Annotated in this window: 17 protein-coding genes and 3 rRNA genes; 10 read left to right on the top strand and 10 right to left on the bottom strand. The window is 69.8% G+C overall.

Annotated elements, in window-relative coordinates:
• Window positions 1–75: 75 nt before the first annotated feature.
• Window positions 76–711 carry a TetR/AcrR family transcriptional regulator gene (locus OG403_RS25755; protein ID WP_329568296.1) on the top strand — a complete coding sequence of 212 codons (636 nt, stop codon included), beginning with the start codon at window positions 76–78 and terminating at the stop codon, window positions 709–711.
• 104 nt (window positions 712–815) lie between these two features.
• Window positions 816–2,228, top strand: a complete 1,413-nt coding sequence (locus tag OG403_RS25750; RefSeq protein WP_329568294.1) for a glycoside hydrolase family 5 protein — start codon at window positions 816–818, stop codon at window positions 2,226–2,228.
• Here the strand turns inward: OG403_RS25750 and OG403_RS25745 are convergent.
• A complete protein-coding gene (locus OG403_RS25745; protein ID WP_329568292.1) occupies window positions 2,225–3,190 on the bottom strand; it encodes a LuxR C-terminal-related transcriptional regulator in 966 nt (321 codons plus the stop codon). The two genes, OG403_RS25750 and OG403_RS25745, sit on opposite strands and share 4 nt — an antisense overlap.
• A 268-nt stretch (window positions 3,191–3,458) precedes the next feature.
• Between OG403_RS25745 and OG403_RS25740 the strand changes: the two genes are divergently transcribed.
• Entirely contained in the window at window positions 3,459–4,169 is a 711-nt protein-coding gene (locus OG403_RS25740; RefSeq protein ID WP_329568290.1) for a G1 family glutamic endopeptidase, read from the top strand.
• 103 nt (window positions 4,170–4,272) lie between these two features.
• Here the strand turns inward: OG403_RS25740 and OG403_RS25735 are convergent, their stop codons facing one another.
• A complete protein-coding gene (locus OG403_RS25735; RefSeq protein ID WP_329568288.1) occupies window positions 4,273–6,297 on the bottom strand; it encodes a M3 family metallopeptidase in 2,025 nt (674 codons plus the stop codon).
• A gap of 115 nt (window positions 6,298–6,412) precedes the next feature.
• Here OG403_RS25735 and OG403_RS25730 point away from each other — a divergent pair, with 115 nt between their 5' ends.
• On the top strand, window positions 6,413–8,149 hold the full coding sequence (locus tag OG403_RS25730; protein WP_442910983.1) for a bifunctional 3'-5' exonuclease/DNA polymerase: 1,737 nt from the start codon (window positions 6,413–6,415) through the stop codon (window positions 8,147–8,149).
• Between the two features lie 145 nt (window positions 8,150–8,294).
• On the opposite strand, the gene dhaM is transcribed toward OG403_RS25730, so the two are convergent.
• On the bottom strand, window positions 8,295–8,687 hold the full coding sequence (dhaM, locus tag OG403_RS25725) for a dihydroxyacetone kinase phosphoryl donor subunit DhaM (protein WP_329568284.1): 393 nt from the start codon (window positions 8,685–8,687) through the stop codon (window positions 8,295–8,297).
• 117 nt (window positions 8,688–8,804) lie between these two features.
• On the opposite strand from dhaM, the gene dhaK reads away from it, so the two are divergent.
• On the top strand, window positions 8,805–9,800 hold the full coding sequence (gene dhaK, locus OG403_RS25720; RefSeq protein WP_329568282.1) for a dihydroxyacetone kinase subunit DhaK: 996 nt from the start codon (window positions 8,805–8,807) through the stop codon (window positions 9,798–9,800).
• Window positions 9,801–9,831: 31 nt separating this feature from the next.
• Window positions 9,832–10,470, top strand: coding sequence for a dihydroxyacetone kinase subunit DhaL (gene dhaL / locus OG403_RS25715; protein WP_329568280.1), 639 nt, complete (start codon window positions 9,832–9,834; stop codon window positions 10,468–10,470).
• A gap of 24 nt (window positions 10,471–10,494) precedes the next feature.
• Here dhaL and OG403_RS25710 read toward each other — a convergent pair whose 3' ends face one another.
• Complete coding sequence (locus OG403_RS25710) at window positions 10,495–11,664, bottom strand: PP2C family protein-serine/threonine phosphatase (protein ID WP_329568278.1); 1,170 nt, start codon at window positions 11,662–11,664, stop codon at window positions 10,495–10,497.
• A 277-nt stretch (window positions 11,665–11,941) separates the two neighbouring features.
• On the opposite strand from OG403_RS25710, the gene OG403_RS25705 reads away from it, so the two are divergent.
• A complete protein-coding gene (locus OG403_RS25705; protein ID WP_329568275.1) occupies window positions 11,942–12,160 on the top strand; it encodes a heavy-metal-associated domain-containing protein in 219 nt (72 codons plus the stop codon).
• Window positions 12,161–12,236: 76 nt separating this feature from the next.
• Entirely contained in the window at window positions 12,237–14,486 is a 2,250-nt protein-coding gene (locus OG403_RS25700) for a heavy metal translocating P-type ATPase (RefSeq protein WP_329568273.1), read from the top strand.
• 52 nt (window positions 14,487–14,538) lie between these two features.
• On the opposite strand, the gene OG403_RS25695 is transcribed toward OG403_RS25700, so the two are convergent.
• From OG403_RS25695 to recD2, 3 genes are all read right to left on the bottom strand, one after another.
• Window positions 14,539–15,258 (bottom strand): SDR family NAD(P)-dependent oxidoreductase, encoded by a 720-nt coding sequence (locus OG403_RS25695; protein WP_329568271.1) that lies wholly within the window; start codon window positions 15,256–15,258, stop codon window positions 14,539–14,541.
• 502 nt (window positions 15,259–15,760) lie between these two features.
• Entirely contained in the window at window positions 15,761–17,071 is a 1,311-nt protein-coding gene (locus OG403_RS25690; RefSeq protein ID WP_442910982.1) for a citrate synthase, read from the bottom strand.
• Between the two features lie 224 nt (window positions 17,072–17,295).
• Window positions 17,296–19,536 (bottom strand): SF1B family DNA helicase RecD2, encoded by a 2,241-nt coding sequence (recD2, locus tag OG403_RS25685; protein ID WP_329568266.1) that lies wholly within the window; start codon window positions 19,534–19,536, stop codon window positions 17,296–17,298.
• 178 nt (window positions 19,537–19,714) lie between these two features.
• Between recD2 and OG403_RS25680 the strand changes: the two genes are divergently transcribed.
• Entirely contained in the window at window positions 19,715–20,506 is a 792-nt protein-coding gene (locus OG403_RS25680) for a VOC family protein (RefSeq protein WP_329568264.1), read from the top strand.
• Window positions 20,507–20,550: 44 nt separating this feature from the next.
• Window positions 20,551–21,003: a GNAT family N-acetyltransferase gene (locus tag OG403_RS25675; RefSeq protein WP_329568262.1), complete on the top strand. Its 453-nt coding sequence runs from the start codon at window positions 20,551–20,553 to the stop codon at window positions 21,001–21,003.
• Between the two features lie 65 nt (window positions 21,004–21,068).
• Here OG403_RS25675 and rrf read toward each other — a convergent pair.
• The 3 genes from rrf to OG403_RS25660 form a co-directional block, all read right to left on the bottom strand.
• Window positions 21,069–21,185: ribosomal RNA gene (gene rrf / locus OG403_RS25670) — 5S ribosomal RNA — on the bottom strand.
• A gap of 83 nt (window positions 21,186–21,268) precedes the next feature.
• Window positions 21,269–24,387, bottom strand: a 23S ribosomal RNA gene (locus OG403_RS25665).
• Window positions 24,388–24,659: 272 nt separating this feature from the next.
• Window positions 24,660–26,181, bottom strand: a 16S ribosomal RNA gene (locus tag OG403_RS25660).
• Together the 16S, 23S and 5S rRNA genes form the textbook arrangement of a ribosomal RNA operon.
• Between the last annotated feature and the right edge of the window lie 510 nt (window positions 26,182–26,691).

The raw sequence follows: 26,691 nt of genomic DNA, 5'->3' as shown, positions 1-26,691 counted from the left end.
TACTGATAGGTAACGGCTGTCAATGGACAACACCCATGCACAGCACCGCGACGCGACGAGGGAACGGAGGGCCGGGTGACCGCGCTGGAGGAACCGCGCCGGGAGCAACTGCTCAACGCCGCCGACCGGGTGGTCAGCCGGGAGGGCCCGGGCGCGAGCATGAACGCGATCGCCGCCGAGGCCGGCATCACCAAGCCGATCCTGTACCGGCACTTCGGCGACCGCAGCGGCCTCTTCCAGGCGCTGACCGAACGTCACACCTCGGGCCTGCTGGCCGCGGTGCGCAGCGCGCTGGCCGAACCGCTGGAGCGCCGGGAACGGGTGGAACTGGTGCTGGACACCTACCTGGCCGGGATCGAGGCCCGCCCGCAGGTCTACCGGCTGCTCACCCACCCGGAGGCCGGCGACCCCGACGGGGTGGGCAACGCGCTGGCGCCCGCGCTGCGCCAGATCGCCGACGAGATCACCACCGCCGTCACCGCGCAGGTCGACCTCGGCCCGGACGCCCCGCTGCTCTCCCAGGCCTGGGGGCGGGCGATCACCGGCATGGTGCTGGCCGCCGGGGACTGGTGGCTGGAGACCAGGCCCTGCCCGCGCGCCCGGATGGTGCAGGCGCTGGCCGACCTGCTCTGGGGCCGGCTGGCCGCCGCCGCGCCGCTGCCCGCCGCACCGCTGCCGAGCGGCCCGAACAACCACGAGCCGGACGAGTAGCGGCCGCCCGCCCGCCCGGCGGGTGCTGCCGGGCCTCTTGCGCCCGGCGACGGCATGGGCCACGATCGGCGCTCTGCCCGACCGCCGCCCCGTGCGAGGTGTCCGTGCGCCCCCTTGGTACCGCCGCCGCCCTGTTGTTGAGCGCCGCCGTGCTGCTCACCGCCTCCCCCGCGGCGCAGGCCAGACCCGACCGGCCGGCCGCCGACTTCCCGACCGGCAGCACCCAGACGCCGGACGGCCGCACCCTCTTCACCGACCGGGCCGGCCGGGTGGTGGAACCCCGCGGCTTCAACGTCGACAAGTACGACGAGACCACCGAGGCCGACCTGCGCTCGATCGCCGACCGCGGCTTCACGCTGATCCGGGTGGCGATCTCCTGGGACCGCCTGGAGCCCAGTCGCGGCCACTACGACGATGCCGAACTGGCCAAACTCCAGCGCCTGTTGACCTGGGCCGACCAGGACGGGCTGCTCGCCGTGATCGACTTCCACCAGGACGTCTACGGCCCGGCCTTCGGCGGCGGCGATCGCGGCATCCCGCCGTGGGCGACCCGCGACGACGGGCTGCCGTTCGTCCCGGACCCCGACGACTGGTTCGCCGGCTACTTCCAGCCGGCCGTGCAGGCCGCCTTCCGCCACCTCTACGACGACGCCGACCTGCGCCGCTGGCAGGCCGAGTTCTACACCCACCTGGCGTCCGAACTGCGCGGCCACCGCTCGCTGCTGGGCTACGACCTGTTCAACGAGCCGTTCGGACCGGTGAACGGCGACCCGAGCGACCCGGCGGTGCTGGCGGCCTCCTCGGCGGCCCTGGAGCAGGGGCGGCTGGCCGCCATGTACCAGCGGCTGATCGCCGCGATCCGCTCGGTGGACCAGCGCAGTTGGCTCTTCGTCGAGCCGACCGTGCTGGTCGGCGAGGGCGTGCCGACCCAGCTGCCGGGCTTCACCGACCCGCGCCAGGGCGGGCCCCGGCTTGGCTACGCACCGCACTTCTACGACACCGCGGTGGAGGACGGCGCCGACTGGAACCCGGCCGACGGCTTCATCGAGAACTACACCGCGGCGATCACCGCCTACCCGCGCGCCCACCGGATGCCGGTGCTGGTCGGCGAGTGGGGACCGCCGAACTCCCGCACCCCGGGCAACACCGAGCTGGTGCGCCGCCAGGTCGCCGCGATGGCGGGCTTCGCGAGCGCCTGGACCATGTGGTACTGGTGCCAGGGCCAGGGCGGCTACTGCGCGTTGGGGACGGACGGGCAGCCCGCGCCCGGGGACGGGCCGGCCTTCGGCCCGTACGCGGTGGCGCTGGCCGGGCGGCCGAGCCAGGAGTCCTGGGCGGCCGGTTCCTACACGGTGACCTTCCGGGCGACCGGCGGCTGGACCGAGCTGGCCGCCCCGCCCGGCGCCCGGATCACGGTCACCGGAACCCGCCGGGTGACCATCGACCGCGACCGCCCCGGGCATCCCCGCGTGCGGACGCCCCAGGGCAGCGAAGTCACCCTCACGGTGAGCGACTAGAGCAGGTCGGCGCGGGCCGCCTGGATCCCGGCCTGGAACCGGGTGCGCGCGCCGAACCGGTCCATCAGCTCGCGCACCCAGCGCTGCACGGTCCGGGTCGAGACGCCCATCTGCCGCGCGATGCTCTCGTCCGTCAACCCGGCCGCCAGCAAGGTGAGCAGCTGGTGGTGCCGGTCACGCGGCGGCTCGGTGGAGTCCGGTGGGGGCATCCGCATCGCCCGTGACCAGTACAGCTCGAACAGGCCGGTCAGCGCGTCCAGCAGCGAGGACGGGCGGACCAGCAGCACGCTCTGCTCCGCGGTGCCCGAGCTGACCGGCAGCAGCGCCCAGCAGTCGTCCACCAGCGCCAGCTTGAGCGGGAGTTCGGGCAGCACCCGGGCCTGCTCGCCGGCCTCGGTGTACCGGTGGATCTCGGCCAGCCGGGCGTGATCACGCAGCACCTGGCTCTCGTAGACCACGCGCATCCGCACCCCCCGGGCCAGCGAGGCCAGTTCGAGCTCGGGGTCGGAGCGGCGGATGTACGGCGGCTTGTCGAGCACCCGCAACTCGCCTCGGGCGCCCAGCTGGAGACTGCGCCACAGGTCGGCGATCGCCTCCCGGCCGGTGATCACCTCGACCAGGTCGCCGTCGGCACCGGTGCTGGTGCGCCGGTAGGTCCGCAGCAGCTCGGTGATCCGGCCGCGGGTCCGGCGCAGCTCCAACTCGCGGCGCAGCAGCAGCTCTTCCAGCGCCACATCGGGCGCGGTGGTGCGCCACACGGTACCGTCCGGCGCCGGGCGCTCCACCAGTCCGAGATCGGCGAGCGCGCCGAGCGCGGCCGACGCCCGTTCGGTGCCCATCCCGACGGCGGCGGCGAGCCCGGCCGCGGTCAGCCCCTGGCTGCCCAGCAGGTGCAGATAGAGCAACTCCTGGTCGGCCGCCAGCCCGAGGCCGCCGAACCGCCCCGTCCACTGCTCCGCCACCTGGCCGCCCCCGGTTCCGCAACCGCTGCCGCGACCGGGCCCCACCTGGGCATCCGGCCTTGTTGTGGACCGACTGTGGTCCATGCCTGAGCGGAAATCAAGAGTTCTGAGAGCTGACATGTTTCCGCCATGTCGCATTCCGGCACCAGTCGTCACCTTCCCGACAGCAGTCGCCTGGCCGCACGCTGAGCCGCATCGCCCGGCAGCCGTCCGGCCCCACCCGAAGGCTGCCAGGCGCATCGACCCCCACGCACCGAGGAGCACTCCCATGACCAGCCTGCGCCTGCGCAAGCCCGCCCGCGCCGCGATAGCCGCCCTGCTCGCCCTCTCCGGTGCCGCCTTCGCCGCCCCGGCCGCGAGCGCCGCCACCCCGCACTTCTTCGGCCCGCAGCAGCACAGCTGGGGCGGTCACCCGTTCTCCGGTGACAGCAACTGGGGCGGCTACGTCGCCCAGGGCAGCGGCTTCAAGAGCATCAGCGGCTCCTGGACCATGCCGGACGTCCAGTGCAACACCAGCAACGACCTGTTCGCCCCGTGGATCGGCATCGACGGCTACGGCTCGCAGACCGTTGAGCAGACCGGTGTCCAGGCGGACTGCTCCAGCGGCTCCCCGGTCTACTCCGGCTGGTACGAGATGTACCCGGCCGCCCCGGTCTACTTCAACAACCCGGTCAGCGCCGGTGACACCTTCAACGCCAGCGTGGTGAACACCTCGGGCCGCAGCTACACCCTCACCCTGACCGACGTGACCCAGGGCTGGACCAAGACCACCAAGCAGTCGCTGCGGGCCCAGGACGTCAGCGCCGAGGCGGTCATCGAGTCCCCGACCCAGAGCTACCCGTCCTTCAACGAGCTGGACTTCTCCAACCTCACGGTGAACGGCCAGGCCTTCGACAACTACGGCCCGCAGTCCATGGACAGCGGCCCGTACACCGAGACCCAGCTGCAGAACGGCGCGTTCTCCATCATCCCGGGCTGACCCACCGCAGGCCCCGCGAACCGGCCGGTGTGCCACGGTACTTCCGTGGCACACCGGCCGCACCAGTTCAACGGCCTTGCGACCGAGCCCGGTTGACGCCGCGCTACGCCAGGCCGCGCCGGGCCAGCAGCGGAGCGACCTCGGGCGCGCGGCCGACCACCGCGCCGAACGCGTCCAGCGCCGGCACGCTGTTGCCCCGGGCCAGCAGCTCGCGCCGGAACAACTCGCCGCTCTCCCGGACCGACCGCCCGTTGCCCTTGAACCACTCCACGGTGTCGGCGTCCAGCACCTCGGACCAGATGTAGGCGTAGTAGCCGGCGCTGTAGTCGCTCGCGAACAGGTGGCTGAAGTACGCGGTCCGGTAGCGCGGCGGCACCTCGGGCAGCGCCAGGCCGGCCGCCTGGAGCACCTCGGCCTCGAACACGGCCGCGTCCGGCAGCTCTTCGCCGGCCGGGCGGGTGTGCCAGGCCCAGTCCAGCAGCGCGGCGGCCAGGTACTCCACGGTCTTGCAGCCCTGGCCGAACTGCTCGGCCGCCGCCAGCTTCGCCAGCAGCGCGTCCGGCAGCGGCTCGCCGGTCAGGTGGTGCCGGGCGTAGTTGGCCCGCACCTGCGGCCAGCTCAGCCACATCTCGTTGACCTGCGAGGGGAACTCCACGAAGTCGCGCGGCACATCGGTGCCGGCCAGCAGCGGGTAGCGCACGTCGGAGAAGAGGCCGTGCAGCGCGTGGCCGAACTCGTGGAAGAGCGTGCGGACCTCGTCGCCGCTGAGCAGCACCGGCTGCCCGGGCGCGGGCTTGGTGATGTTCAGGTTGTTGACGACCACCGGCTTGCGGTCGAACAGCTCGCTCTGCTTGACGAGTTCGTCCATCCAGGCCCCGCCGCGCTTGGACGGGCGGGCGAAGAAGTCGGCCAGGAAGAGGCCCAGTGGCCGGCCGTCCTGCTCGAAGACCTCGAAGACCCGGGTGTCGGGGTGGTAGCCGACCAGGTCCGCGCGCTCGGTGAAGCTCAACCCGTAGGCCAGGCCCGCCGCGTGGAACACGCCGTCGTGCAGCACCCGGTCGAGCTCGTAGTACGGGCGCAGCACCGCGCTGTCCAGGTCGTACTCGGCCTTGCGGACCCGCTCGCTGTAGTAGGCGAGGTCGTGCGGGCCGAAGTCGGTGACGCCGTCGGCCGCCGCCTCCTCGCGCAGCCTGGCCAGCTCCCGCTCGGCGTTGGCCACCGCGGGCGGCACCAGCCGGTGCAGCAGCGCGCCGACGGCCTCGACACTGCCGGCCGTCTCGTCGGCCACCACGTAGGCGGCGTGGCTCGGGTAGCCGAAGAGCGCGGCCCGCTCCGCCCGCAGCGCGGCCATCCCGGCGGCCACCGGGCCGTTGTCGGCCAGGCCCCGGTCGAGCGCGGCGGCCAGCAACTCGCGGCGCACCGCGCGGTCGGTCAGCCGGGCCAGGGCCGGCTGCACGGTGAAGTTCAGCAGGCTGAGCACGTACTTGCCGTCGTGCCCGCGCGCCCGGCCGTTCTCGGCGGCGGCGGCGATCTCCGCCTCGGACAGCCCGGCCAGTTGCTCAGCGCGGTCCAGCACCAGGGCGCCGGCGGCGTTGGCGGCGAACAGGTTCCGCTCGAAGGCGGCGGAAGCGGTGGCCAGCTCGGCGTTCAGCTCGCGCAGCCGCTGCTGGTCGGCCGGCGGCAGCTGCGCCCCGGCCCGCACGAAGCGCACGTGGTGGCGCTCCAGCAGGCGCAGCGACTCGGCGTCCAGGTCCAGCGAGGCGCGCTCGGCGTACACGGCGTCGAGCCGCGCGAAGAGCGCGCGGTCCAGGCTGATGGCGTCGGCGTGCGCCGCCAGCCGCGGCTTGAACTCGGCCTCCAGCTCCTGCAGCTGCGCGTCGGTGTGCGCGGAGCCCTGGTTGTCGAACACCGCCAGCGCCCGCCGCAGCAGCATCCCGGTGCGCTCCAGGGCGACCACCGTGTTCTCGAAGCTCGCGGGCTCCGGATCGGCGGTGATCCGCGCGATCTCGGCGAGTTGCTCGGCCATGCCCGCTTCGAGGGCCGGCCGGTAGTGCTCGGTGCGGATCTCGGCGTAGGGGGGCAGCTGGTAAGGGAGCCGGCTGGGCGACAGCAAGGGATTGTCAGTCATTCCGCAGACCCTACGCGCCGGTGTCGGAGCCGCGCGCTACGGTCGGGGGCAGACGAACCGGCTCAGCCGCCCGCCCAGCACCACCCGACTCACCCGCCCGCCACGACCTGCTGAAATGGAGGCCACCGTGCCCGCCAGGATCGCCCTGGTCCCCGACGCCCACGGGCGCGGTGGCCGACTGCACCGCCTCGCCGAGACCGGTGAGCCGCTCGGCGCCCCGCTGAAGACCGCCGAGCTGGCCGCCACCGTGGCCGAGTTGGAGGCCGCCGAGCAGCCGCGCTGGGTCTGGGCGAGTGCCGAGTCCGGCTACGTCCCGCTGCTGCCGGCGCTGGACCGGCTGCACGGTGCGCACCGGCTCGGCCGCTGCCACGACCTGCGCCTGGTCGAGGCGCTGCTGCTGGCGCACGAGGGCCGGTGGGGGGCGCCCCGCTCGCTCGGCGCGGCCTGGGCCCGGCTGCACTCCCTGCCGGTCCCCGCCGACCTGCCGGAGACCGGGCCCGCCGAGGCGCAGGACACCCTGTTCGCCCCCGACCGCCTGCAACTGCCGCCCGGCACCGATCCGCTGGCCGCCGTGCTGGCCGTGCACGCCGACCAGCAGCGCCGGCTGCGGGCCATCGAGGGCGAGCCGCAGCGGGCCCGGTTCCGGCTGCTGGTGGCCGCCGAGTCGGCCGGCGCGCTGGCCGCCGCCGAAATGGCCGAGGACGGCCTGCCCTGGCGCACCGAGGTGCACGACGCGCTGCTCACCGAGCTGCTCGGCCCGCGCCCGCACATCCCCGGCGCCCAGCCCGCCAAGCTGGCCGAGGTGTCCGTCCGGCTGCAGGAAGCGCTCGGCGGCAAGCCGTTCAACCCCGACTCGCACACCCAGGTGCTGCGCGCCTTCGCCGAGCAGGGCATCCGACTGAACTCCACCCGGGTCTGGGAGCTGCGCGAACTCGACCATCCGGCAGCCGAGTTGCTGATCCGCTACAAGGAGCTGTCGCGGATCCACAGCGCGCACGGCTGGGCCTGGCAGGACGCCTGGGCACGCGGCGGGCGGTTCCACCCCGAGTACGTGGTGGGCGGGGTGGTCTCCGGGCGCTGGGCCAGCCGGGGCGGCGGGGCACTGCAGATCCCGCGGATCCTGCGCCGCGCGGTGCTGGCCGATCCGGGCTGGCGGCTGGTGGTGGCCGACGCGGCCCAGCTGGAACCCCGGGTGCTGACCGCCCTGTCCGGGGACGCCGCGCTGGCCCGCACCGCGGCCGGCGGCGACCTCTACCAGGCACTGGCCCAGGTGGCCTTCCAGGGCGACCGGGAGAAGGCCAAGCTCGGCCTGCTCGGCGCGATGTACGGGCAGACCAGCGGGGACATCGGCCCGCTGCTCGCCACCCTGCGCCAGCGCTACCCCGCCGCGATGGGCTATGTGGAGGCCGCCGCCCGCACCGGGGAGGAGGGCGGCATCGTCACCTCCCGGCTCGGCCGCAGCTGCCCGCCGCCCTCGGACGCCTGGCTGGACCTCGCCGAGGGCGCGACGGCCGGCGGCGAGGGCGCCGAGCAGGGCGGGCGCTCCACCCGGGCCCGCGGCCGGTTCACCCGCAACTTCGTGATCCAGGCCAGCGCCGCCGACTGGGCGCTCTGCCTGCTGGCCGCGCTGCGCCGCCGGCTGGCCGAGCTCACCGGGCCCGCGGGCCGCCCGCACCTGGTCTTCTTCCAGCACGACGAGGTGGTGGTGCACGCCCCCGCCGAGTCGGCCGATCAGGTGGCGGCCCTCATCACGGCGGCCGCCGACGAGGCCAGCCGGCTGGTCTTCGGCGACACCCCGGTGCGGTTCCCGATGAGCACGGCCGTGGTGGAGTGCTACGCGGACGCCAAGTGAGCGGGTGAACCACCCAGGGTGAACGACCCAGGGTGAACCACCCAGGGTGAACGACCCAGGGTGAACCACCCAGGGTGAACGACCCAGGGTGAACGACCCAGGGTGAACCACCCAGGGTGAACGACCCAGGGTGAACCACCCGGGGTCAGAATTTCCTCGACTGCCAGGCCTCCTCGGCGACCCGGACCACCTCCGCCAGGCCCGCCCCGGTGGAGGCGGTCACCACCGCCGCCACCGCGCCCTCCACGAACGGCGCGTCCACCAGCACGACCTCCTCCCGCGCCAGGTCCGCCAGCACCGCCCGCGCGGTGAGCACCGAGCTGCCGAGGTCGGGCAGCAGCACCACCCCGGCGCCGCCGTCCACCTGGCGCACCGCCTCGGCGATCAGCTCGTAGCTGGTCCCGATCTCCCCGTCCTCGGTCCCGGCCGCGACCGCCACCCGCACGCTGCCGCCGCTCAGTTGCTCGACCAATTCGCGTACCCCGGCGCCCAGCAGCGGGCTGTGCGACACCAGGACGATTCCCACCGAAGTCCTCATGTCCCCCGAGACTAGCCGCGACGCCACGCCAGGTCGCGGCGAACCGATGAGAAACCCCCGCCGGGTGGCGTAGGTTCGGCAGCGAGCCGGTCCGACCGCACCCCACCGGAGACCCCCGTGAAGAAGCTGATCAACACCCCCGAATCCGTGCTCGACGACGCGCTGGCCGGGATCGCCGCCGCCCATCCGGAACTGACGGTGGACCGGGAGAACCGGGTGATCCACCGCGCGGACGCGCCCCGCCCCGGCAAGGTCGCGCTGATCTCCGGCGGCGGCTCGGGGCACGAGCCGCTGCACGGCGGCTTCGTCGGCCCCGGCATGCTGGACGCGGCCTGTCCGGGCGAGGTGTTCACCTCCCCGGTGCCCGACCAGATGCTCGCCGCCCTGCGGGCCACCAACGGCGGCGCGGGCGCGGTCCTGATCGTCAAGAACTACACCGGTGACGTGCTCAACTTCGAACTCGCCGCCGAGCTGGCCGCCGAGGAGGGCATCGAGGTCCGCACCGTGCTGGTCAACGACGACGTGGCCGTCGAGGACTCCACCTACACCGCCGGGCGGCGCGGCACCGGCGCCACCGTGATCGTCGAGAAGGTGGCCGGCGCGCTGGCCGAGCGCGGCGCCAAGGCCGCCGAGGTGGCCGCCCTCGGAGAGCGCACGGTCGCCGCCTCGCGCTCCTTCGCGGTGGCCCTCACCGCCGCCACCACGCCCGCCGCCGGGCGCCCGGGCTTCGACCTACCCGAGGACGAGATCGAGGTGGGCGTCGGCATCCACGGCGAGCCCGGCCGCCGGCGCGAACCGCTGCGCCCGGCCCGTGAGCTGGTCGCCGAGGTGGTGCGCACCATCCTCGCCGACCACACCCTGACCTCGGGCGACGAGGTGATCGCCCTGGTCAACGGCATGGGTGGGACTCCGCTGCTGGAGCTCTACATCGTCTTCGGCGAGGTGGCCGCCCGGCTGGCCGAGAGCGGCATCACCATCGCCCGCAACCTGGTCGGCAACTACGTGACCAGCCTGGACATGGCCGGCTTCTCACTCACCCTGACCAAGGCCGATCCCGAGCTGCTCGACCTGTGGGACGCCCCGGCCCGCACCCCGGCCCTGCACCGCCCCTGACCACACGTCACCGACCCCTGGGGACCCCGCCATGCGCTACGACCTGGACCAGGACCTCGCGCTCGCCTGGCTGCGCGCCGCAGCCGCCGCGGTCGAGCGCCGACACGAGGAACTCACCGCGCTGGACGCCGCGATCGGCGACGGCGACCACGGCAGCAACCTGCGGCGCGGCTTCAACGCCGTCCTCGTGGCACTGGACGCGCTGCCCGCCGACTCCCCGCCGGGCACGGTGCTCAGCAAGGCCGGCAGCACGCTGATCTCCAAGGTCGGCGGGGCCTCGGGGCCGCTCTACGGCAGCGCGCTGCGCGCCACCGGCGCCGCGCTGCCCGCCCCGGGCGCGGACCTGACGGCGCTGGCCGCGGCGCTGCGGGCCGGGCTCGGCGCCGTGCAGAAGCTGGGCGGCGCCCAGGTCGGCGACAAGACCATGGTCGACGCCTTCGAACCGGCCGTGGCCGCGCTGGAGCGCGCCGCCTTCGACGGCTTCACGCTGCGTGAGGCCGGCGCGCTGGCCGCCGAGGCCGCCGAGGCGGGGGCCCGCGCCACCATCCCGCTGCAGGCCCGCAAGGGCCGCGCCTCCTACCTGGGCCCGCGCAGCATCGGGCACCAGGACCCGGGCGCGACCTCCACCGCCCTGCTCTTCCGAGCCCTCGCCGAGGTGGCGGGCGGCTGACCTCCGACGCGCTGCCGATGCTGCTCAGTCGCCCCGGCTGACCAGCATCAGCAGCGCGTCGTCGCTGAGGTCCCCGCCGGTGTGGCCGAGCAGGTCGGCGTAGAGCCGGCCCACCGCCGCCTCCAGCTCGGCCACCGTGCCACCGGCGCCCGCCACCAGCTGGGCCACCCGCCGCTCCAGCGGATAGAACTCCCCGCCGCCGCGCCGCCTGGCCTCCACCACGCCGTCGGTGCACAGGACCAGCACGTCACCGGCGCCGAACGGCTGGTGCCAGCTCTGCGGCTGACCGTCCGCCAGCCGCCCCAGGCCCAGCGGGACCCAGGGGTCGGGGGCGTCCAGCACCGTCACGGTGCCGTCCGGGGCCACCCGCAGCGGCGGCACATGCCCGTACTGCAGCAGCTCGACCATGCCGTCGCCGCGCACCTCGCCGAACAGCGCGGTGGTGAACTCGCCGTCCGGGACGTGCCGTTCCACGCTCGCCTCGATCCGGGTGGCCACCTGGCGCAGTCCCGGCTCGTCGTAGGCGGCCTCGCGGAAGGCGCCGAGCACCACGGCGGCCGTCTGGACCGCGTCCAGCCCCTTGCCCCGCACGTCGCCGACCAGCACCCGGGTGCCGTGCGGGGTGTCGAGCACCGAATAGAGGTCACCGCCGATCCGCGCCTCGTCGGCCGCCGAGGCGTAGCGCACCGCCAGCCGCAGCGGCCCGACCTCGGGCCCCGGCCGGCGCAGCAGCGCCCGCTGGGCCGCCTCGGCCACCGAACTGACGGCGGCGAAGGCGGCGGCCCGGCGCATCCGGATCTCCGCGACGTAGGCGCTGAACAGGGTGAGCGCCAGGTAGGTGACCATCGATCCGAACAGGAAGCGCTGGTCCTGCACCGCGGTGACCTGGTCGTAGCGGTTCAACCCGATCAGCGCCACCAGTCCGATCGTGCAGACACCCAGCACGCCGGCCGCGGAGAGCGTGAGCGCGGCGATCGAGGGCACCACGGTCATCAGCGGTGCCAGGTACCGCTCCTTGCCGGTGCTCAGGTCCGCGACGCAGACGCCGAGGATCGCCAGCAGGGCCGGCGCGGCCCGGCGCTGCCACGACAGGTCCCGCAGATCGACGGCGGCCAGTGCCCGCCGCCGCCGCGCCTTGGGCAGGCCCTGGACGGCGGAGACCAAGGGTCGACTGGGGCGGTGGAAGCTGAACACGAGCCGAACATTACGGACATTCACCCCGGATGCCCATCCACACTCACCCCGCCGGACAACCGTGCCGCGCGATGACGCACCGCCATTACGGGTGACCGGGAGCGGCGGAGCCGGACGCGTGGTGGCGCTGCGACTACTGTCAGTCAGCGAGCCGTGACGACCATCTCACCGGCCGCCCGGCCCTCCCTCCCCACGGAATACCCCTCGGGGGTATCGTGGTTCCTTGACAGTACGGCGGCGCCGACCCCGACGCCCCTTCCCTCCCTTGGAGACACCGATGTCCAGCACCGTCACCTACACCGTCACCGGCATGAGCTGCGGCCACTGCGAGAAGTCGGTCAGCTCGGAACTCTCCGCACTGGTCGGCGTCACCGAGGTGGCGGCCGACGCCAAGGCCGGTACCGTCACCGTCTCCTCCGAGCAGCCGCTGGCACTGTCCGACGTCCGCGCCGCCGTCGACGAGGCCGGCTACGAGCTGGTCGGCCCGGCCGCCTGAACCCGGCGCCGGGGGGCGACCGGCCGGCGGCCGCCCCCCGCCCCACCCGAACCGCGTCCTGCGAAGGAGCCGCCCGATGAGCACCGCCACCACCGCACCCTCCGGCATAAACGACCGCGTCGAGCTGGCGATCGGGGGGATGACCTGCGCCTCCTGCGCCGCCCGGGTCGAGAAGAAGCTGAACCGGATGGACGGCGTCGCGGCCACGGTGAACTTCGCCACCGAGAAGGCCCGGGTCGACTTCGGCCCCGGGGTCACGGTGGCCGACCTGATCGCCACCGTGGAGCGCACCGGCTACACCGCCGAGCTGCCCCCGCCACCGGCCGCCGAGCCGGCGGCCCCGTCCGGCGGCCCGGCCGACCCGGAGTGGACGCGGCTGCTGCTCAGCGCCGTGCTGACGGTCCCGGTGGTGCTGCTCTCGATGGTGCCGGCACTGCAGTTCACCTTCTGGCAGTGGCTCGCCTTCGCGCTCACCGGGCCGGTGGTGGCCTACGGCGGCCTGCCCTTCCACCGGGCCGCCTGGACCAATCTGCGGCACCGCGCGGCCACCATGGACACCCTGGTCTCGCTCGGCACCCTGGCCGCCTTCGGCTGGTCGCTCTGGGCACTCTTCCTGGGCGGCGCGGGGATGCCCGGGATGAAGCACGAGTTCGCCCTGTCGGTCGGCGGGACCGACCCCGGATCAGCCCTCTACCTGGAGACCGCGGCCGCCGTCACCACGCTGATCCTGCTCGGCCGCCGGCTGGAGGCCCGCTCCAAGCGCCGGGCCGGCGCCGCGCTGCACGCGCTGCTCGATCTCGGCGCCAAGGAGGTCGCGGTGCTGCGGGAGGGCCGCGAGATCCGGCTCCCGGTGGCCGAACTGCGGGTCGGTACCCGCTTCGTGGTCCGCCCCGGCGAGAAGATCGCCACCGACGGCGTGGTGGTCGAGGGCGCCTCGGCCGTGGACGCCTCGATGCTGACCGGTGAGTCGGTCCCGGTCGAGGTCGCGGTCGGCGACAGCGTCACCGGCGCCACCGTCAACGCGGGCGGGCGGCTGGTGGTGGAGGCCCGCCGGGTCGGCGCGGACACCCAGCTCGCCCGGATGGCCCAGCTGGTCGAGCAGGCGCAGAACGGCAAGGCCGCCGCCCAGCGGCTGGCCGACCGGATCTCGGCGGTCTTCGTCCCGGTGGTGATCGTGATCGCGCTGGCCACCCTGGCCGGCCACCTGCTGGCCGGCGGTGGCGCCACCGAGGCCTTCACCGCCGCCGTCGCGGTGCTGATCATCGCCTGCCCCTGCGCGCTGGGCCTGGCCACCCCGACCGCGCTGCTGGTCGGCACCGGGCGCGGCGCCCAGCTGGGCATCCTGATCAAGGGCCCCGAGGTGCTGGAGACCACCCGCCGGGTGGACACCGTCGTGCTGGACAAGACCGGCACGGTGACCACCGGCGCGATGGCGCTGACCGCCGTGCACACCGCCGACGGCGTCACCGAGGAGCAGGCGCTGCGGCTGGCCGGCGCGCTGGAGCACGCCTCTGAGCACCCGATCGCCCGGGCCATCGCCGCCGCGGCGAGCGAGCGACTCGGCGCGCTGCCCGCCGTCGAGGGCTTCGAGAACCTGCCGGGGCGCGGCGTGCGGGGCCTGGTGGACGGGCGCACCGTGCTCGCCGGGCGACAGGCGCTGCTGGCCGACCAGGCGCAGCCGCTCACCCCCGGGCTGGCCGCCGCGAAGGCCGCCGCCGAGGCCACCGGGCGCACCGCCGTCGCGGTCGGCTGGGACGGTGCGGCCCGCGCGGTCCTGGTGGTCGCCGACACCGTCAAGCCGACCAGCGCACAGGCGGTGCGCGAGCTGCGCGCGCTGGGCCTGCGCCCGGTGCTGCTGACCGGCGACCACGCCGCGGTGGCGCGGGCGGTGGCGGCCGAGGTCGGGATCGAGCCGGCCGACGTGATCGCCGAGGTGCTGCCCGAGGAGAAGGTCGCGGTCATCGCACGGCTGCAGGACGAGGGCCGCTCGGTGGCGATGGTCGGGGACGGCGTGAACGACGCGGCCGCGCTCGCCCAGGCCGATCTGGGGCTGGCCATGGGCACCGGCAGCGACGCGGCGATCGAGGCCGGCGACCTGACCCTGGTCCGCGGCGACCTGCGGGTGGCGGCGGACGCGATCCGGCTCTCCCGGCGGACCCTGGCCACCATCAAGGGCAACCTCTTCTGGGCCTTCGCCTACAACGTGGCCGCGATCCCACTGGCCGCCGCCGGGCTGCTCGACCCGACGGTCGCGGGGGCCACCATGGCCTTCTCCTCGGTCTTCGTGGTGACCAACAGCCTGCGGCTGCGGCGCTTCGGCCGCTGACCCACTGGTGGCGGGCTGCTGCGGCGTCGCCGCCCCAACGGCTCGGGCAGCGTCACCGCCCCAGCAGCTCGCCGCCGTTGCAGTGCAGGATCTCGGCGGTGATGAACCCCGCCCCGGGCGAGGCCAGGAAGTGCACGGCCGCCGCCACCTCGCCGGTCTCACCGATCCGGCCGAGCAGGGTGCGGGCGGCCCGGCGGGAGACCTCGGCCTCGTCCAGCCGGGGGCCGAAGAACTCGGTGCCGGCCACCGTGCCGGGCGCCACGATGTTGGCGGTGATCCCGGAGGGGCCCAGCTGGGCGGCCAGGAAGTGGTTCCAGGCGTGCAGCGAGGCCTTGGCGGCCCCGTAGGAGCCGGCCCCGCGCAGCGCCGCGATCGAGCTGATCGTGATCACCCGGCCCTCGCCCGGGGTGAGCCGGTCCCGCACCGACTCGGTGAGCAGCACCGCGGTGAGCACGTTGCGCTCGAAGTCGCCGCGCCAGCGGGCCAGCAGCGCGTGCGGCCCGGCCCCGAAGCCGGTCTCCCGGCTGCCGGCATTGTTGACCAGGACGTCGATCCGGGCCGGCAGCGCGCCCAGCGCCGCCTCCACCGCATCGGGGTCGGCCAGGTCGCAGACCAGCGTGCTGACGGCACCACCGAGCCGCTCGGCGGCCTCCTCCAGCACCGCGCGCCGGCGGCCCACGATCACCACCGCGTCGCCCTCCTCGGCGAACCGCCGGGCGATCTCCAGGCCGATCCCGGTGCCACCACCGGTGACGACGACGTTCCTGGCCATCTGTGTCTCTCCCGCCCTGTCCGTACCGGAATGCCACGATTCCTATCACGCTGGGTTGCCATCACTGCGGGGAGGGTGACGTCGGGCGCCGGGAGTCATGTGGTATGTGCGGGTGAACCCGGGGACGCGGACGGTAGCGAGAGACAACTCACACACCCCCGACGTAACTTTGCCGGCCCAGATACGTCTTACCTTGGTGAGTGCGGCAGACGACTGCGGAACGGCACCGTGCGACCCCACCCTCTCCCCTGGGGGCAGGGCCGCGCACCCGTGGTCGGCGCGCCGCCCAACGGGGCTCCGGCGGGCCCCGGGCGCGCACGGCGCCGGGCAGCGAGTGACCAGGAACGCTTTGAGCGGCCGTTCCCGGTCTTGTCCGCTTCCCGGCGGCCGTGCGACGTCATGTCCGCCGCCGTGCGACGTCATCTCGACCGCCGGCCGCCCGCAGACACGCCGAAGGCCCCGCAGCACGAGCTGCGGGGCCTTCGCGGTTGCGGAGCGGGTGTCAGCGCTTGTCGAGCGCCACGAAGTCCCGGATCGCGGTGCCGGTGTAGATCTGGCGCGGACGGCCGATCCGGCTGGTCGGGTCGTTGATCATCTCGTGCCAGTGGGCGATCCACCCGGGCAGCCGGCCGAGCGCGAACAGCACGGTGAACATGCTGGTCGGGAAGCCCATCGCGCGGTAGATCAGGCCGGTGTAGAAGTCGACGTTCGGGTAGAGCTTGCGCGAGACGAAGAAGTCGTCGCTCAGCGCGTGCTCCTCCAGCTTGAGCGCGATCTCCAGCAGCTCGTCCGACTTGCCCAGCTGCGCCAGCACGTCGTGCGCCAGGCCCTTGACCAGCGCGGCGCGCGGGTCGAAGGCCTTGTACACGCGGTGGCCGAAGCCCATCAGCTTGACGCCGTCCTCGCGGTTCTTCACCTTGCGGATGAAGGCGTCGACGTCGCCGCCGTCGGCCTGGATCTGCTCCAGCATCTCCAGCACGGCCTGGTTGGCGCCGCCGTGCAGCGGGCCCCAGAGCGCCGAGATGCCCGCCGAGATCGAGGCGAACTGGTTGGCGTGGCTGGAGCCGACCAGGCGCACGGTCGAGGTGGAGCAGTTCTGCTCGTGGTCGGCGTGCAGGATGAAGAGCTTGTCCAGCGCGTTGACGATCACCGGGTTGAGCTCGTAGTCCTGGGCCGGGACCGCGAAGGTCATCCGCAGGAAGTTCTCGACGTAGCTCAGGTCGTTGCGCGGGTAGACGAACGGCTGGCCGACCGACTTCTTGTACGCGTAGGCCGCGATGGTCGGCAGCTTCGCCAGCAGGCGGACCGTCGACAGGTGGCGCTGGGCCGCGTCGAACGGGTTGTGGCTGTCCTGGTAGAAGGTCGACAGCGCGCCGACCACCGAGGAGAGCATCGCCATCGGGTGCGCGTCGCGGGGGAAGCCCTGGTAGAAGCGCTTGACGTCCTCGTGCAGCAGCGTGTGCTGGGTGATCTCGCTGTTGAACTCCGCCAGCTGGTCGGGAGTCGGCAGCTCACCGTTGATCAGGAGGTAGGCGGTCTCGATGAAGCTGGCCTGCTCGGCGAGCTGCTCGATCGGGTAACCGCGGTAGCGGAGGATGCCGTTGTCACCGTCGACGAAGGTGATCGCGGACTTGTAGGCAGCGGTGTTGCCGAAGCCGTTGTCCAGGGTGACCAGGCCGGTCTGCGGGAGCAGCTTCGAGATGTCGAAGCCGGAGTTCCCCGCAGTGCTCTCGACGACGGGGTACTCGTACTCGCCGCCCTGGTACCGCAGTACTACAGATTCCTGACTGTTCTCGCTCACGCGCTTCCTCACCGACGAAATGAAAATCCGCTTCCAGGGTGCCCTGCCCGTCCACCCTCCCCCATCCGGAGGACGACCGCGCACCCGGGGTGGCCCAAAAGGGCCTTGCACTACAAGAACCGACGCTCCAGCCCGTACGAACCGGACAAGATCGCAGCAAGACTAGGCTGGTCCATCAATTTCTTCACGTCAAGATACCCCCGCCGGGGCCCCGGCCCCCATTCGGCCTCGGGTGATCATCCAATGGACAGCCGGTGATCGAGAGCTGAATGACGGCGCCCCGCGCTCACGGTGCGCACCGCCTGCCCGATCGCCTTGCGGGAGCCGACCAGCACCACCAGCTTCTTCGCCCGGGTGACCGCCGTGTAGAGCAGATTGCGCTGCAGCATGGTCCAGGCCGAGGTGGTGACCGGAATCACCACCGCCGGGTACTCACTGCCCTGCGAGCGGTGGATGGTGACGGCGTAGGCGTGCTGCAACTCGTCAAGTTCGTCGAAGTCGTACGGCACTTCCTCGTCCTCGTCGGTCAGTACGGTCAGGCGCTGGTCCTCCACACTCAGTGCGGTGACCACGCCGACCGTGCCGTTGAAGACGCCGTTCTGCCCCTTCTCGTAGTTGTTGCGGATCTGGGTCACCTTGTCGCCGACCCGGAAGGTGCGCCCGCCGAAGCGCTTCTCGGCCAGCCCCTCCCGCCCGGGGGTGACCGCTGCCTGGAGCAGCGTGTTGAGGTTGCCGGCGCCGGCCGGTCCGCGGTGCATCGGGGCCAGCACCTGGACGTCCCGGCGGGCGTCCAGCCGGAACCGCTGCGGGATCCGGCGGGCCACCACGTCCACCACCAGGCCCGCCGCGCGCTCGGTGTCGTCCTCCACGAAGAGGAAGAAGTCGGGCAGCCCGTCGGTGAGCGGCGGCTGACCCTCGTTGATCCGGTGCGCGTTCACCACCACACCGGACTGCTGGGCCTGACGGAAGATCCGGGTCAGCCGGACCGACGGGATCGGCCCGCCCTCGGCGAGCAGGTCGCGCAGCACCTCGCCGGCCCCGACCGAGGGCAGCTGGTCCACGTCCCCCACGAAGAGCAGGTGCGCACCCGGCGCCACCGCCTTGACCAGCTTGTTCGCCAGGATCAGGTCCAGCATCGAGGCCTCGTCGACCACCACCAGGTCGGCGTCCAGCGGCCGGTCCCGGTCGTAGGCCGCGTCCCCGCCCGGCCGCAGCTCCAGCAGCCGGTGCACGGTCGAGGCCTGATGTCCCGTCAGCTCCGCCAGCCGCTTGGCCGCCCGCCCGGTCGGCGCGGCCAGCAGCACCTTCGCCCGCTTGGCCAGCGCGAGCGTGACGATCGACTTGACGGTGAAGGACTTGCCGCAGCCCGGACCACCGGTCAGCACCGCGACCTTCTCGGTCAGCGCGAGCCGGACCGACTGCTCCTGCTCCGGCGCCAGCTCGGCCCCGGTCCGCCGCCCCAGCCAGGCCAGCGCCTTCGGCCAGTCCACGTCCGCGAAGCCGGGCATCCGGTCGTCCGGCGCGCGCAGCAGCCGCAGCAACTGGTTCGACAGCGAGATCTCGGCGCGGTGGAACGGCACCAGGTAGACCGCGGTGACCGGCTCACCACCGTCGCCCGGCAGGCTCTCGCGAACCACGCCCTCCTCGGCGACCAGCTCGGCCAGCGACTCGATCACCAGGCCGACGTCCACCTGGAGGAGCTTCACCCCATCGGCGATCAACCGCTCCTCGGGCAGGTAGCAGTGTCCCTGGTCGCTGCTCTGCGAGAGCGCGTACTGCAGGCCCGCCTTCACCCGCTCCGGGCTGTCGTGCGGGATGCCGACCGCCTGCGCGATCCGGTCGGCGGTCAGGAAGCCGATGCCCCAGACGTCGGCGGCCAGCCGGTAGGGCTCGTTCTTCACCACGCCGATCGAGCTGTCGCCGTACTTCTTGTAGATCCGCACGGCGAGCGAGGTGGAGACGCCCACCCCCTGGAGGAAGACCATCACCTCCTTGATCGCCTTCTGCTCCTCCCAGGCCGCGGCGATCATCTTGGTCCGCTTCGGCCCCAGCCCCGGAACCTCGACCAGCCGGCCGGGCTGCTGCTCGATCACGGTCAGCGTGTCGACGCCGAAGTGCTCGACGATCCGCTCGGCGAAGCGCGGGCCGATCCCCTTGATCAGGCCCGAACCCAGGTAGCGCTGGATGCCCTGCACGGTGGCCGGCAGCACCGTGGTGTAGTTCTCCACGGTGAACTGGCGCCCGTACTGCGGGTGCGAGCCCCACCGGCCGTGCAGCCGCAGCGACTCCCCCACCTGCGCGCCGAGCAGCGCGCCGACCACCGTCAGCAGGTCGTTGGCACCGCGCCCGGTGTCGACCCTGGCGACCGTGTAGCCGGTCTCCTCGTTGGCGTAGGTGATCCGCTCCAGCACGCCCTCGACCTCGGCGAGCTGCCGCTGCTCGGGCACCTGAGCCGTCTGGGACCGCTGCCCGGCCATCCGGGGACCCCCTCAACACCGCCGCTGAACCATGCGTGATGCACGGTACCGCGCCGGGCCGACACCGCGGTGCGCGATTGTCCCGCCTGGCCGGAAGGCCGACGATGGCAGAGGAGGACTCATCCGTCATGCCCGGACGCCTACCGGTACTCCGGACCGCAACGAAGCGGAAGACACCATGCTGACCACCACCTACGTACCCGGCGCGCCGAACTGGCTCGATCTGGGCAGTCCCGACACCGATGGCGCCCAGGCCTTCTACGGCACGCTGTTCGGCTGGACGTTCAGCTCGGCCGGCCCGGACTCCGGCGGCTACGGCTTCTTCCAGCTGGACGGCAGGACCGTCGCCGCGCTGGGCCCGCTCACCGAGGAGGGCGCCGCCTCGGCCTGGACGCTCTACTTCAAGAGCGAGGACACCGACCGGACCTGCGAACTCGTCCAACAGGCCGGGGGCGCGGTCAGGTTCGGTCCGTTCGACGTCTTCACCGACGGTCGGATGGCCGGCTTCACCGACCCGACCGGCGCCCGGTTCGCCGTCTGGCAGCCCGGCGAGACCGTCGGCCTGGACGCCGTGACGGCGGTCGGCACGCTCTGCTGGACCGAGCTGCACACCAGCGACCCGAAAGCAGCCAAGGCCTTCTACACCACCGTCCTGCACTGGATGGCGCAGGACGTCCCGTTCGGCGACTTCACCTACACCGTGGTCAGCCCCACCGGCGGCGGCACCGACGCCAGTCAGGGTGGCATCGCGCGCCTGCTGCCCGAGGACAAGGCGGCGGGCGGCGTCTCCTACTGGCTCCCCTACTTCGAGGTGGCCGACGTCGACGCCACCCTCGCCCGGGCCCAGGAACTGGGCGGCAGCGTGCGGGGCGCCCCGGTGGACGAACCCGGCGTGGGCCGGTTCGCGCAGCTCGCCGACCCGCACGGCGCGGTCTTCTCGATCATCAAGGGCACGACCGCTGACGCGTGAGCCGGCCGGACGCCGGGTCGACCGGCGTCACTAGGGTGAGCGACATGAACGACCTTGTGATCCGCCCGGCCACCCCGGAGGACATTCCCGCCATCGTGGCCATGCTCGCCGCCGACTCGATAGCCGCCACCCGGGAGAGCCCGGACGACCTGACCCCTTACTACGCCGCTTGGGAACGCGTCGCCGCCGACCCCAACCAGCACCCGACCGTCGCCGTCCGCGCGGGCCGGGTGGTCGGCACCCTGCAGCTCAGCGTGATCCCCGGCCTCTCCAGGAGCGGCACCACCCGCGCCATCGTGGAGGCCGTGCGAGTGCACGCCGACGAGCGCGGCAACGGCCTCGGCACGGTGCTGATGGAATGGGCGATCGACCGCTCCCGCGAACTCGGCGCGGACCTGGTGCAACTCACCTCGGACCAGAGCCGCACCGACGCGCACCGCTTCTACGAGCGGCTCGGATTCACCGGGTCGCATATCGGCTTCAAGCGGCAGCTCTGAAAAAGGCCGGAAACGCAGAAAAGCCCCCCATCCGTTCCCGGATGGGGGGCTTTTCTAGAAGAATTGTTCGGCGGCGTCCTACTCTCCCACAGGGTCCCCCCTGCAGTACCATCGGCGCTATGAGGCTTAGCTTCCGGGTTCGGAATGTAACCGGGCGTTTCCCTCACGCTATGACCACCGAAACACTATGAAACTGTCAACCGCACCACACCGTGACCTGGCGTGGGGTCGTTGTTTCAGAACAACACAGTGGACGCGAGCAACTGAGGACAAGCCCTCGGCCTATTAGTACCGGTCAGCTCCACCCCTTACGAGGCTTCCACATCCGGCCTATCAACCCAGTCGTCTACTGGGAGCCTTACCCTCTCAAGGAGGTGGGAGTGCTCATCTCGAAGCAGGCTTCCCGCTTAGATGCTTTCAGCGGTTATCCCTCCCGAACGTAGCCAACCAGCCATGCCCTTGGCAGGACAACTGGCACACCAGAGGTTCGTCCGTCCCGGTCCTCTCGTACTAGGGACAGCCCTTCTCAACACTCCTACGCGCACAGCGGATAGGGACCGAACTGTCTCACGACGTTCTAAACCCAGCTCGCGTACCGCTTTAATGGGCGAACAGCCCAACCCTTGGGACCTACTCCAGCCCCAGGATGCGACGAGCCGACATCGAGGTGCCAAACCATCCCGTCGATATGGACTCTTGGGGAAGATCAGCCTGTTATCCCCGGGGTACCTTTTATCCGTTGAGCGACGGCGCTTCCACAAGCCACCGCCGGATCACTAGTCCCTGCTTTCGCACCTGCTCGACCCGTCGGTCTCACAGTCAAGCTCCCTTGTGCACTTACACTCAACACCTGATTGCCAACCAGGCTGAGGGAACCTTTGGGCGCCTCCGTTACTCTTTAGGAGGCAACCGCCCCAGTTAAACTACCCACCAGACACTGTCCCTGATCCGGATCACGGACCCAGGTTAGACATCCAGCACGACCAGAGTGGTATTTCAACGACGACTCCACAACAACTGGCGTTGCTGCTTCAAAGTCTCCCACCTATCCTACACAAGCCGAACCGAACACCAATATCAAGCTATAGTAAAGGTCCCGGGGTCTTTCCGTCCTGCTGCGCGAAACGAGCATCTTTACTCGTAATGCAATTTCACCGGGCCTATGGTTGAGACAGTCGAGAAGTCGTTACGCCATTCGTGCAGGTCGGAACTTACCCGACAAGGAATTTCGCTACCTTAGGATGGTTATAGTTACCACCGCCGTTTACTGGCGCTTAAGTTCTCAGCTTCGCCCTGACGAATCAGAGCTAACCGGTCCCCTTAACGTTCCAGCACCGGGCAGGCGTCAGTCCGTATACATCGCCTTACGGCTTCGCACGGACCTGTGTTTTTAGTAAACAGTCGCTTCTCGCTGGTCTCTGCGGCCACCCCCAGCTCAGAGAGCAAGTCTCATCACCAGGAATGGCCCCCTTCTCCCGAAGTTACGGGGGCATTTTGCCGAGTTCCTTAACCATAGTTCACCCGAACGCCTCGGTATTCTCTACCTGACCACCTGAGTCGGTTTGGGGTACGGGCCGCCATGAAACTCGCTAGAGGCTTTTCTCGACAGCATAGGATCATCCACTTCACCACAATCGGCTCGGCATCAGGTCTCAGCCTTAATGAGTGACGGATTTGCCTATCACTCGGCCTACACCCTTACCCCGGGACTACCACCGCCCGGGCTGGACTACCTTCCTGCGTCACCCCATCGCTCACCTACTACCCTGTTGGATCAGCGGCTCCACCACGTCCCTTTGTCCGAAGACTCCGGGCCGGCTTCACGGCTTTAGCATTCAGAGGTTCGACGTTGGCGCTTCAAAGCGGGTACGGGAATATCAACCCGTTGTCCATCGACTACGCCTGTCGGCCTCGCCTTAGGTCCCGACTTACCCTGGGCAGATCAGCTTGACCCAGGAACCCTTGGTCAATCGGCGCAAGAGTTTCCCACTCTTGTATCGCTACTCATGCCTGCATTCTCACTCGTATCCCGTCCACGACTCGATTCCTCGGCCGCTTCACCCGGAACACGACGCTCCCCTACCCATCCACAGCGTCGTTGGACGTATTCTGTGAATGACACGACTTCGGTGGTGTGCTTGAGCCCCGCTACATTGTCGGCGCGGAATCACTTGACCAGTGAGCTATTACGCACTCTTTCAAGGGTGGCTGCTTCTAAGCCAACCTCCTGGTTGTCTCTGCGACTCCACATCCTTTCCCACTTAGCACACGCTTAGGGACCTTAGTCGGTGTTCTGGGCTGTTTCCCTCTCGACCATGGAGCTTATCCCCCACAGTCTCACTGCCACGCTCTCACTTACCGGCATTCGGAGTTTGGCTAAGGTCAGTAACCCGGTGAGGCCCATCGCCTATCCAGTGCTCTACCTCCGGCAAGAAACACGTGACGCTGCACCTAAATGCATTTCGGGGAGAACCAGCTATCACGGAGTTTGATTGGCCTTTCACCCCTAACCACAGGTCATCCCCCAGGTTTTCAACCCTGGTGGGTTCGGTCCTCCACGCGGTCTTACCCGCGCTTCAACCTGCCCATGGCTAGATCACTCCGCTTCGGGTCTTGGGCATGCAACTCAAACGCCCTATTCGGACTCGCTTTCGCTACGGCTACCCCACACGGGTTAACCTCGCTACACACCGCAAACTCGCAGGCTCATTCTTCAAAAGGCACGCAGTCACGGCCCGCCAGTAAACTGACGAACGACGCTCCCACGGCTTGTAGGCACACGGTTTCAGGTACTATTTCACTCCGCTCCCGCGGTACTTTTCACCATTCCCTCACGGTACTATCCGCTATCGGTCACCAGGGAATATTTAGGCTTAGCGGGTGGTCCCGCCAGATTCACACGGAATTTCTCGGGCTCCGTGCTACTTGGGAGAAGCTCAAGTGAGCCGCTGATGTTTCGTCTACGGGGGTCTTACCCTCTACGCCGGACCTTTCGCATGTCCTTCGACTACACCAACGGTTTCTGACTCACCCAGCCGCCGGCAGACGACTGAAGAACTTTCCCACGACCCCGAAATGGCAACCCCTGCCGGGTCTCACACCACTCCGGTTTAGCCTCATCCGGTTTCGCTCGCCACTACTCCCGGAATCACGGTTGTTTTCTCTTCCTGCGGGTACTGAGATGTTTCACTTCCCCGCGTTCCCTCCACATACCCTATGTGTTCAGGTATGGGTGACAGCCCATGACGACTGCCGGGTTTCCCCATTCGGACACCCCCGGATCAAAGCTCGGTTGACAGCTCCCCGGGGCCTATCGCGGCCTCCCACGTCCTTCATCGGTTCCTGGTGCCAAGGCATCCACCGTGCGCCCTTAAAAACTTGGCCACAGATGCTCGCGTCCACTGTGCAGTTCTCAAACAACGACCAGACACCCACCCTCAACACCCCAAAGGATGCCTCGCATGGGACCGGCACTGAGACAACGATTACTCGTTCCCTCAGGACCCAACAACGTGCCCGACACACCAGATCAACCGAAACCGTTCCACGCCGAAGCAGTACTAGGAGACAACCAACCCTGTGTGCCGAATAGTCAACGTTCCACCCATGAGCAACCGTGCGAGACATTCGCTCGCAACCGGCCATGTGCTCCTTAGAAAGGAGGTGATCCAGCCGCACCTTCCGGTACGGCTACCTTGTTACGACTTCGTCCCAATCGCTGGTCCCACCTTCGACGGCTCCCTCCCAAGGGTTAGGCCACCGGCTTCGGGTGTTACCGACTTTCGTGACGTGACGGGCGGTGTGTACAAGGCCCGGGAACGTATTCACCGCAGCATGCTGATCTGCGATTACTAGCAACTCCAACTTCATGGGGTCGAGTTGCAGACCCCAATCCGAACTGAGGCCGGCTTTTTGGGATTCGCTCCACCTCACGGTATCGCAGCCCTTTGTACCGACCATTGTAGCACGTGTGCAGCCCAAGACATAAGGGGCATGATGATTTGACGTCGTCCCCACCTTCCTCCGAGTTGACCCCGGCAGTCTCCTGTGAGTCCCCATCACCCCGAAAGGCATGCTGGCAACACAGAACAAGGGTTGCGCTCGTTGCGGGACTTAACCCAACATCTCACGACACGAGCTGACGACAACCATGCACCACCTGTATACCGACCACAAGGGGGCGCCCATCTCTGAACGTTTCCGGTATATGTCAAGCCTTGGTAAGGTTCTTCGCGTTGCGTCGAATTAAGCCACATGCTCCGCTGCTTGTGCGGGCCCCCGTCAATTCCTTTGAGTTTTAGCCTTGCGGCCGTACTCCCCAGGCGGGGAACTTAATGCGTTAGCTGCGGCACCGACGACGTGGAATGTCGCCAACACCTAGTTCCCAACGTTTACGGCGTGGACTACCAGGGTATCTAATCCTGTTCGCTCCCCACGCTTTCGCTCCTCAGCGTCAGTAATGGCCCAGAGATCCGCCTTCGCCACCGGTGTTCCTCCTGATATCTGCGCATTTCACCGCTACACCAGGAATTCCGATCTCCCCTACCACACTCTAGCCTGCCCGTATCGAATGCAGACCCGGGGTTAAGCCCCGGGCTTTCACATCCGACGCGACAGGCCGCCTACGAGCTCTTTACGCCCAATAATTCCGGACAACGCTCGCACCCTACGTATTACCGCGGCTGCTGGCACGTAGTTAGCCGGTGCTTCTTCTGCAGGTACCGTCACTTGCGCTTCTTCCCTGCTGAAAGAGGTTTACAACCCGAAGGCCGTCATCCCTCACGCGGCGTCGCTGCATCAGGCTTTCGCCCATTGTGCAATATTCCCCACTGCTGCCTCCCGTAGGAGTCTGGGCCGTGTCTCAGTCCCAGTGTGGCCGGTCGCCCTCTCAGGCCGGCTACCCGTCGTCGCCTTGGTAGGCCATTACCCCACCAACAAGCTGATAGGCCGCGGGCTCATCCTGCACCGCCGGAGCTTTACACCAACCCCCATGCGGAGGAAGGTCATATCCGGTATTAGACCCCGTTTCCAGGGCTTGTCCCAGAGTGCAGGGCAGATTGCCCACGTGTTACTCACCCGTTCGCCACTGATCCACCCCGAAGGGCTTCACCGTTCGACTTGCATGTGTTAAGCACGCCGCCAGCGTTCGTCCTGAGCCAGGATCAAACTCTCCGTGAATGTTTTCCCGTAATCGGGTCGACACCCGCGTTGAGCGGCACGACAACCACCGGAATAGGGTGACCTCGTGCACTGCGTCCTCGCTAGTGTTTTACTTCAAAAGGAATCTCCAACCCCGATCAAACGATCGAGGCCGGGGATGTCAACATATCTGGCGTTGACTTTTGGCACGCTGTTGAGTTCTCAAGGAACGGACGCTTCCTTCAAGCCGCTCTCGCAAGCTCTCCGGGCGCTTCGTTCTTTCGTGTTTCCAGCTTATCAGATCCGGCTCAGTGCCTTTTCCGCTTCGCTTTCCACGGTTTTGCTTCCGGCCTTTCGGCTTTCCGCTGTCCCAGACTCTATCAGAGTTTCTGTTTCGCAATTTCCTTCGAAAAGGGCATGCGGAAACATCGCTCAGGTGTTCCAGGGGGGTTTCGCCTCCGAGCCGCTCTGCGGCCGGGGCAACTCGGAGAACATTACGCAGCCAGGCCCCGAGAGTCAAACCGGCCCCGGACAGCTGAGCTGTCCGGG

Source organism: Kitasatospora sp. NBC_01266 (assembly GCF_036242395.1).
Taxonomy (GTDB): domain Bacteria; phylum Actinomycetota; class Actinomycetes; order Streptomycetales; family Streptomycetaceae; genus Kitasatospora.
Note: the sequence above shows the minus strand (reverse complement) of the source record. Positions and strands in the feature narration are given on the sequence as shown.

Coding starts and splice junctions, on each gene's coding strand:
- OG403_RS25680 (WP_329568264.1), top strand. CDS start 19,715: ATGCTGACCACCACCTACGTACCCGGCGCGCCGAACTGGCTCGATCTG.
- OG403_RS25705 (WP_329568275.1), top strand. CDS start 11,942: ATGTCCAGCACCGTCACCTACACCGTCACCGGCATGAGCTGCGGCCAC.
- OG403_RS25700 (WP_329568273.1), top strand. CDS start 12,237: ATGAGCACCGCCACCACCGCACCCTCCGGCATAAACGACCGCGTCGAG.
- OG403_RS25735 (WP_329568288.1), bottom strand. CDS start 6,297: ATGACTGACAATCCCTTGCTGTCGCCCAGCCGGCTCCCTTACCAGCTG.
- OG403_RS25740 (WP_329568290.1), top strand. CDS start 3,459: ATGACCAGCCTGCGCCTGCGCAAGCCCGCCCGCGCCGCGATAGCCGCC.
- OG403_RS25695 (WP_329568271.1), bottom strand. CDS start 15,258: ATGGCCAGGAACGTCGTCGTCACCGGTGGTGGCACCGGGATCGGCCTG.
- recD2 (WP_329568266.1), bottom strand. CDS start 19,536: ATGGCCGGGCAGCGGTCCCAGACGGCTCAGGTGCCCGAGCAGCGGCAG.
- dhaL (WP_329568280.1), top strand. CDS start 9,832: ATGCGCTACGACCTGGACCAGGACCTCGCGCTCGCCTGGCTGCGCGCC.
- OG403_RS25730 (WP_442910983.1), top strand. CDS start 6,413: ATGGAGGCCACCGTGCCCGCCAGGATCGCCCTGGTCCCCGACGCCCAC.
- OG403_RS25675 (WP_329568262.1), top strand. CDS start 20,551: ATGAACGACCTTGTGATCCGCCCGGCCACCCCGGAGGACATTCCCGCC.
- dhaM (WP_329568284.1), bottom strand. CDS start 8,687: ATGAGGACTTCGGTGGGAATCGTCCTGGTGTCGCACAGCCCGCTGCTG.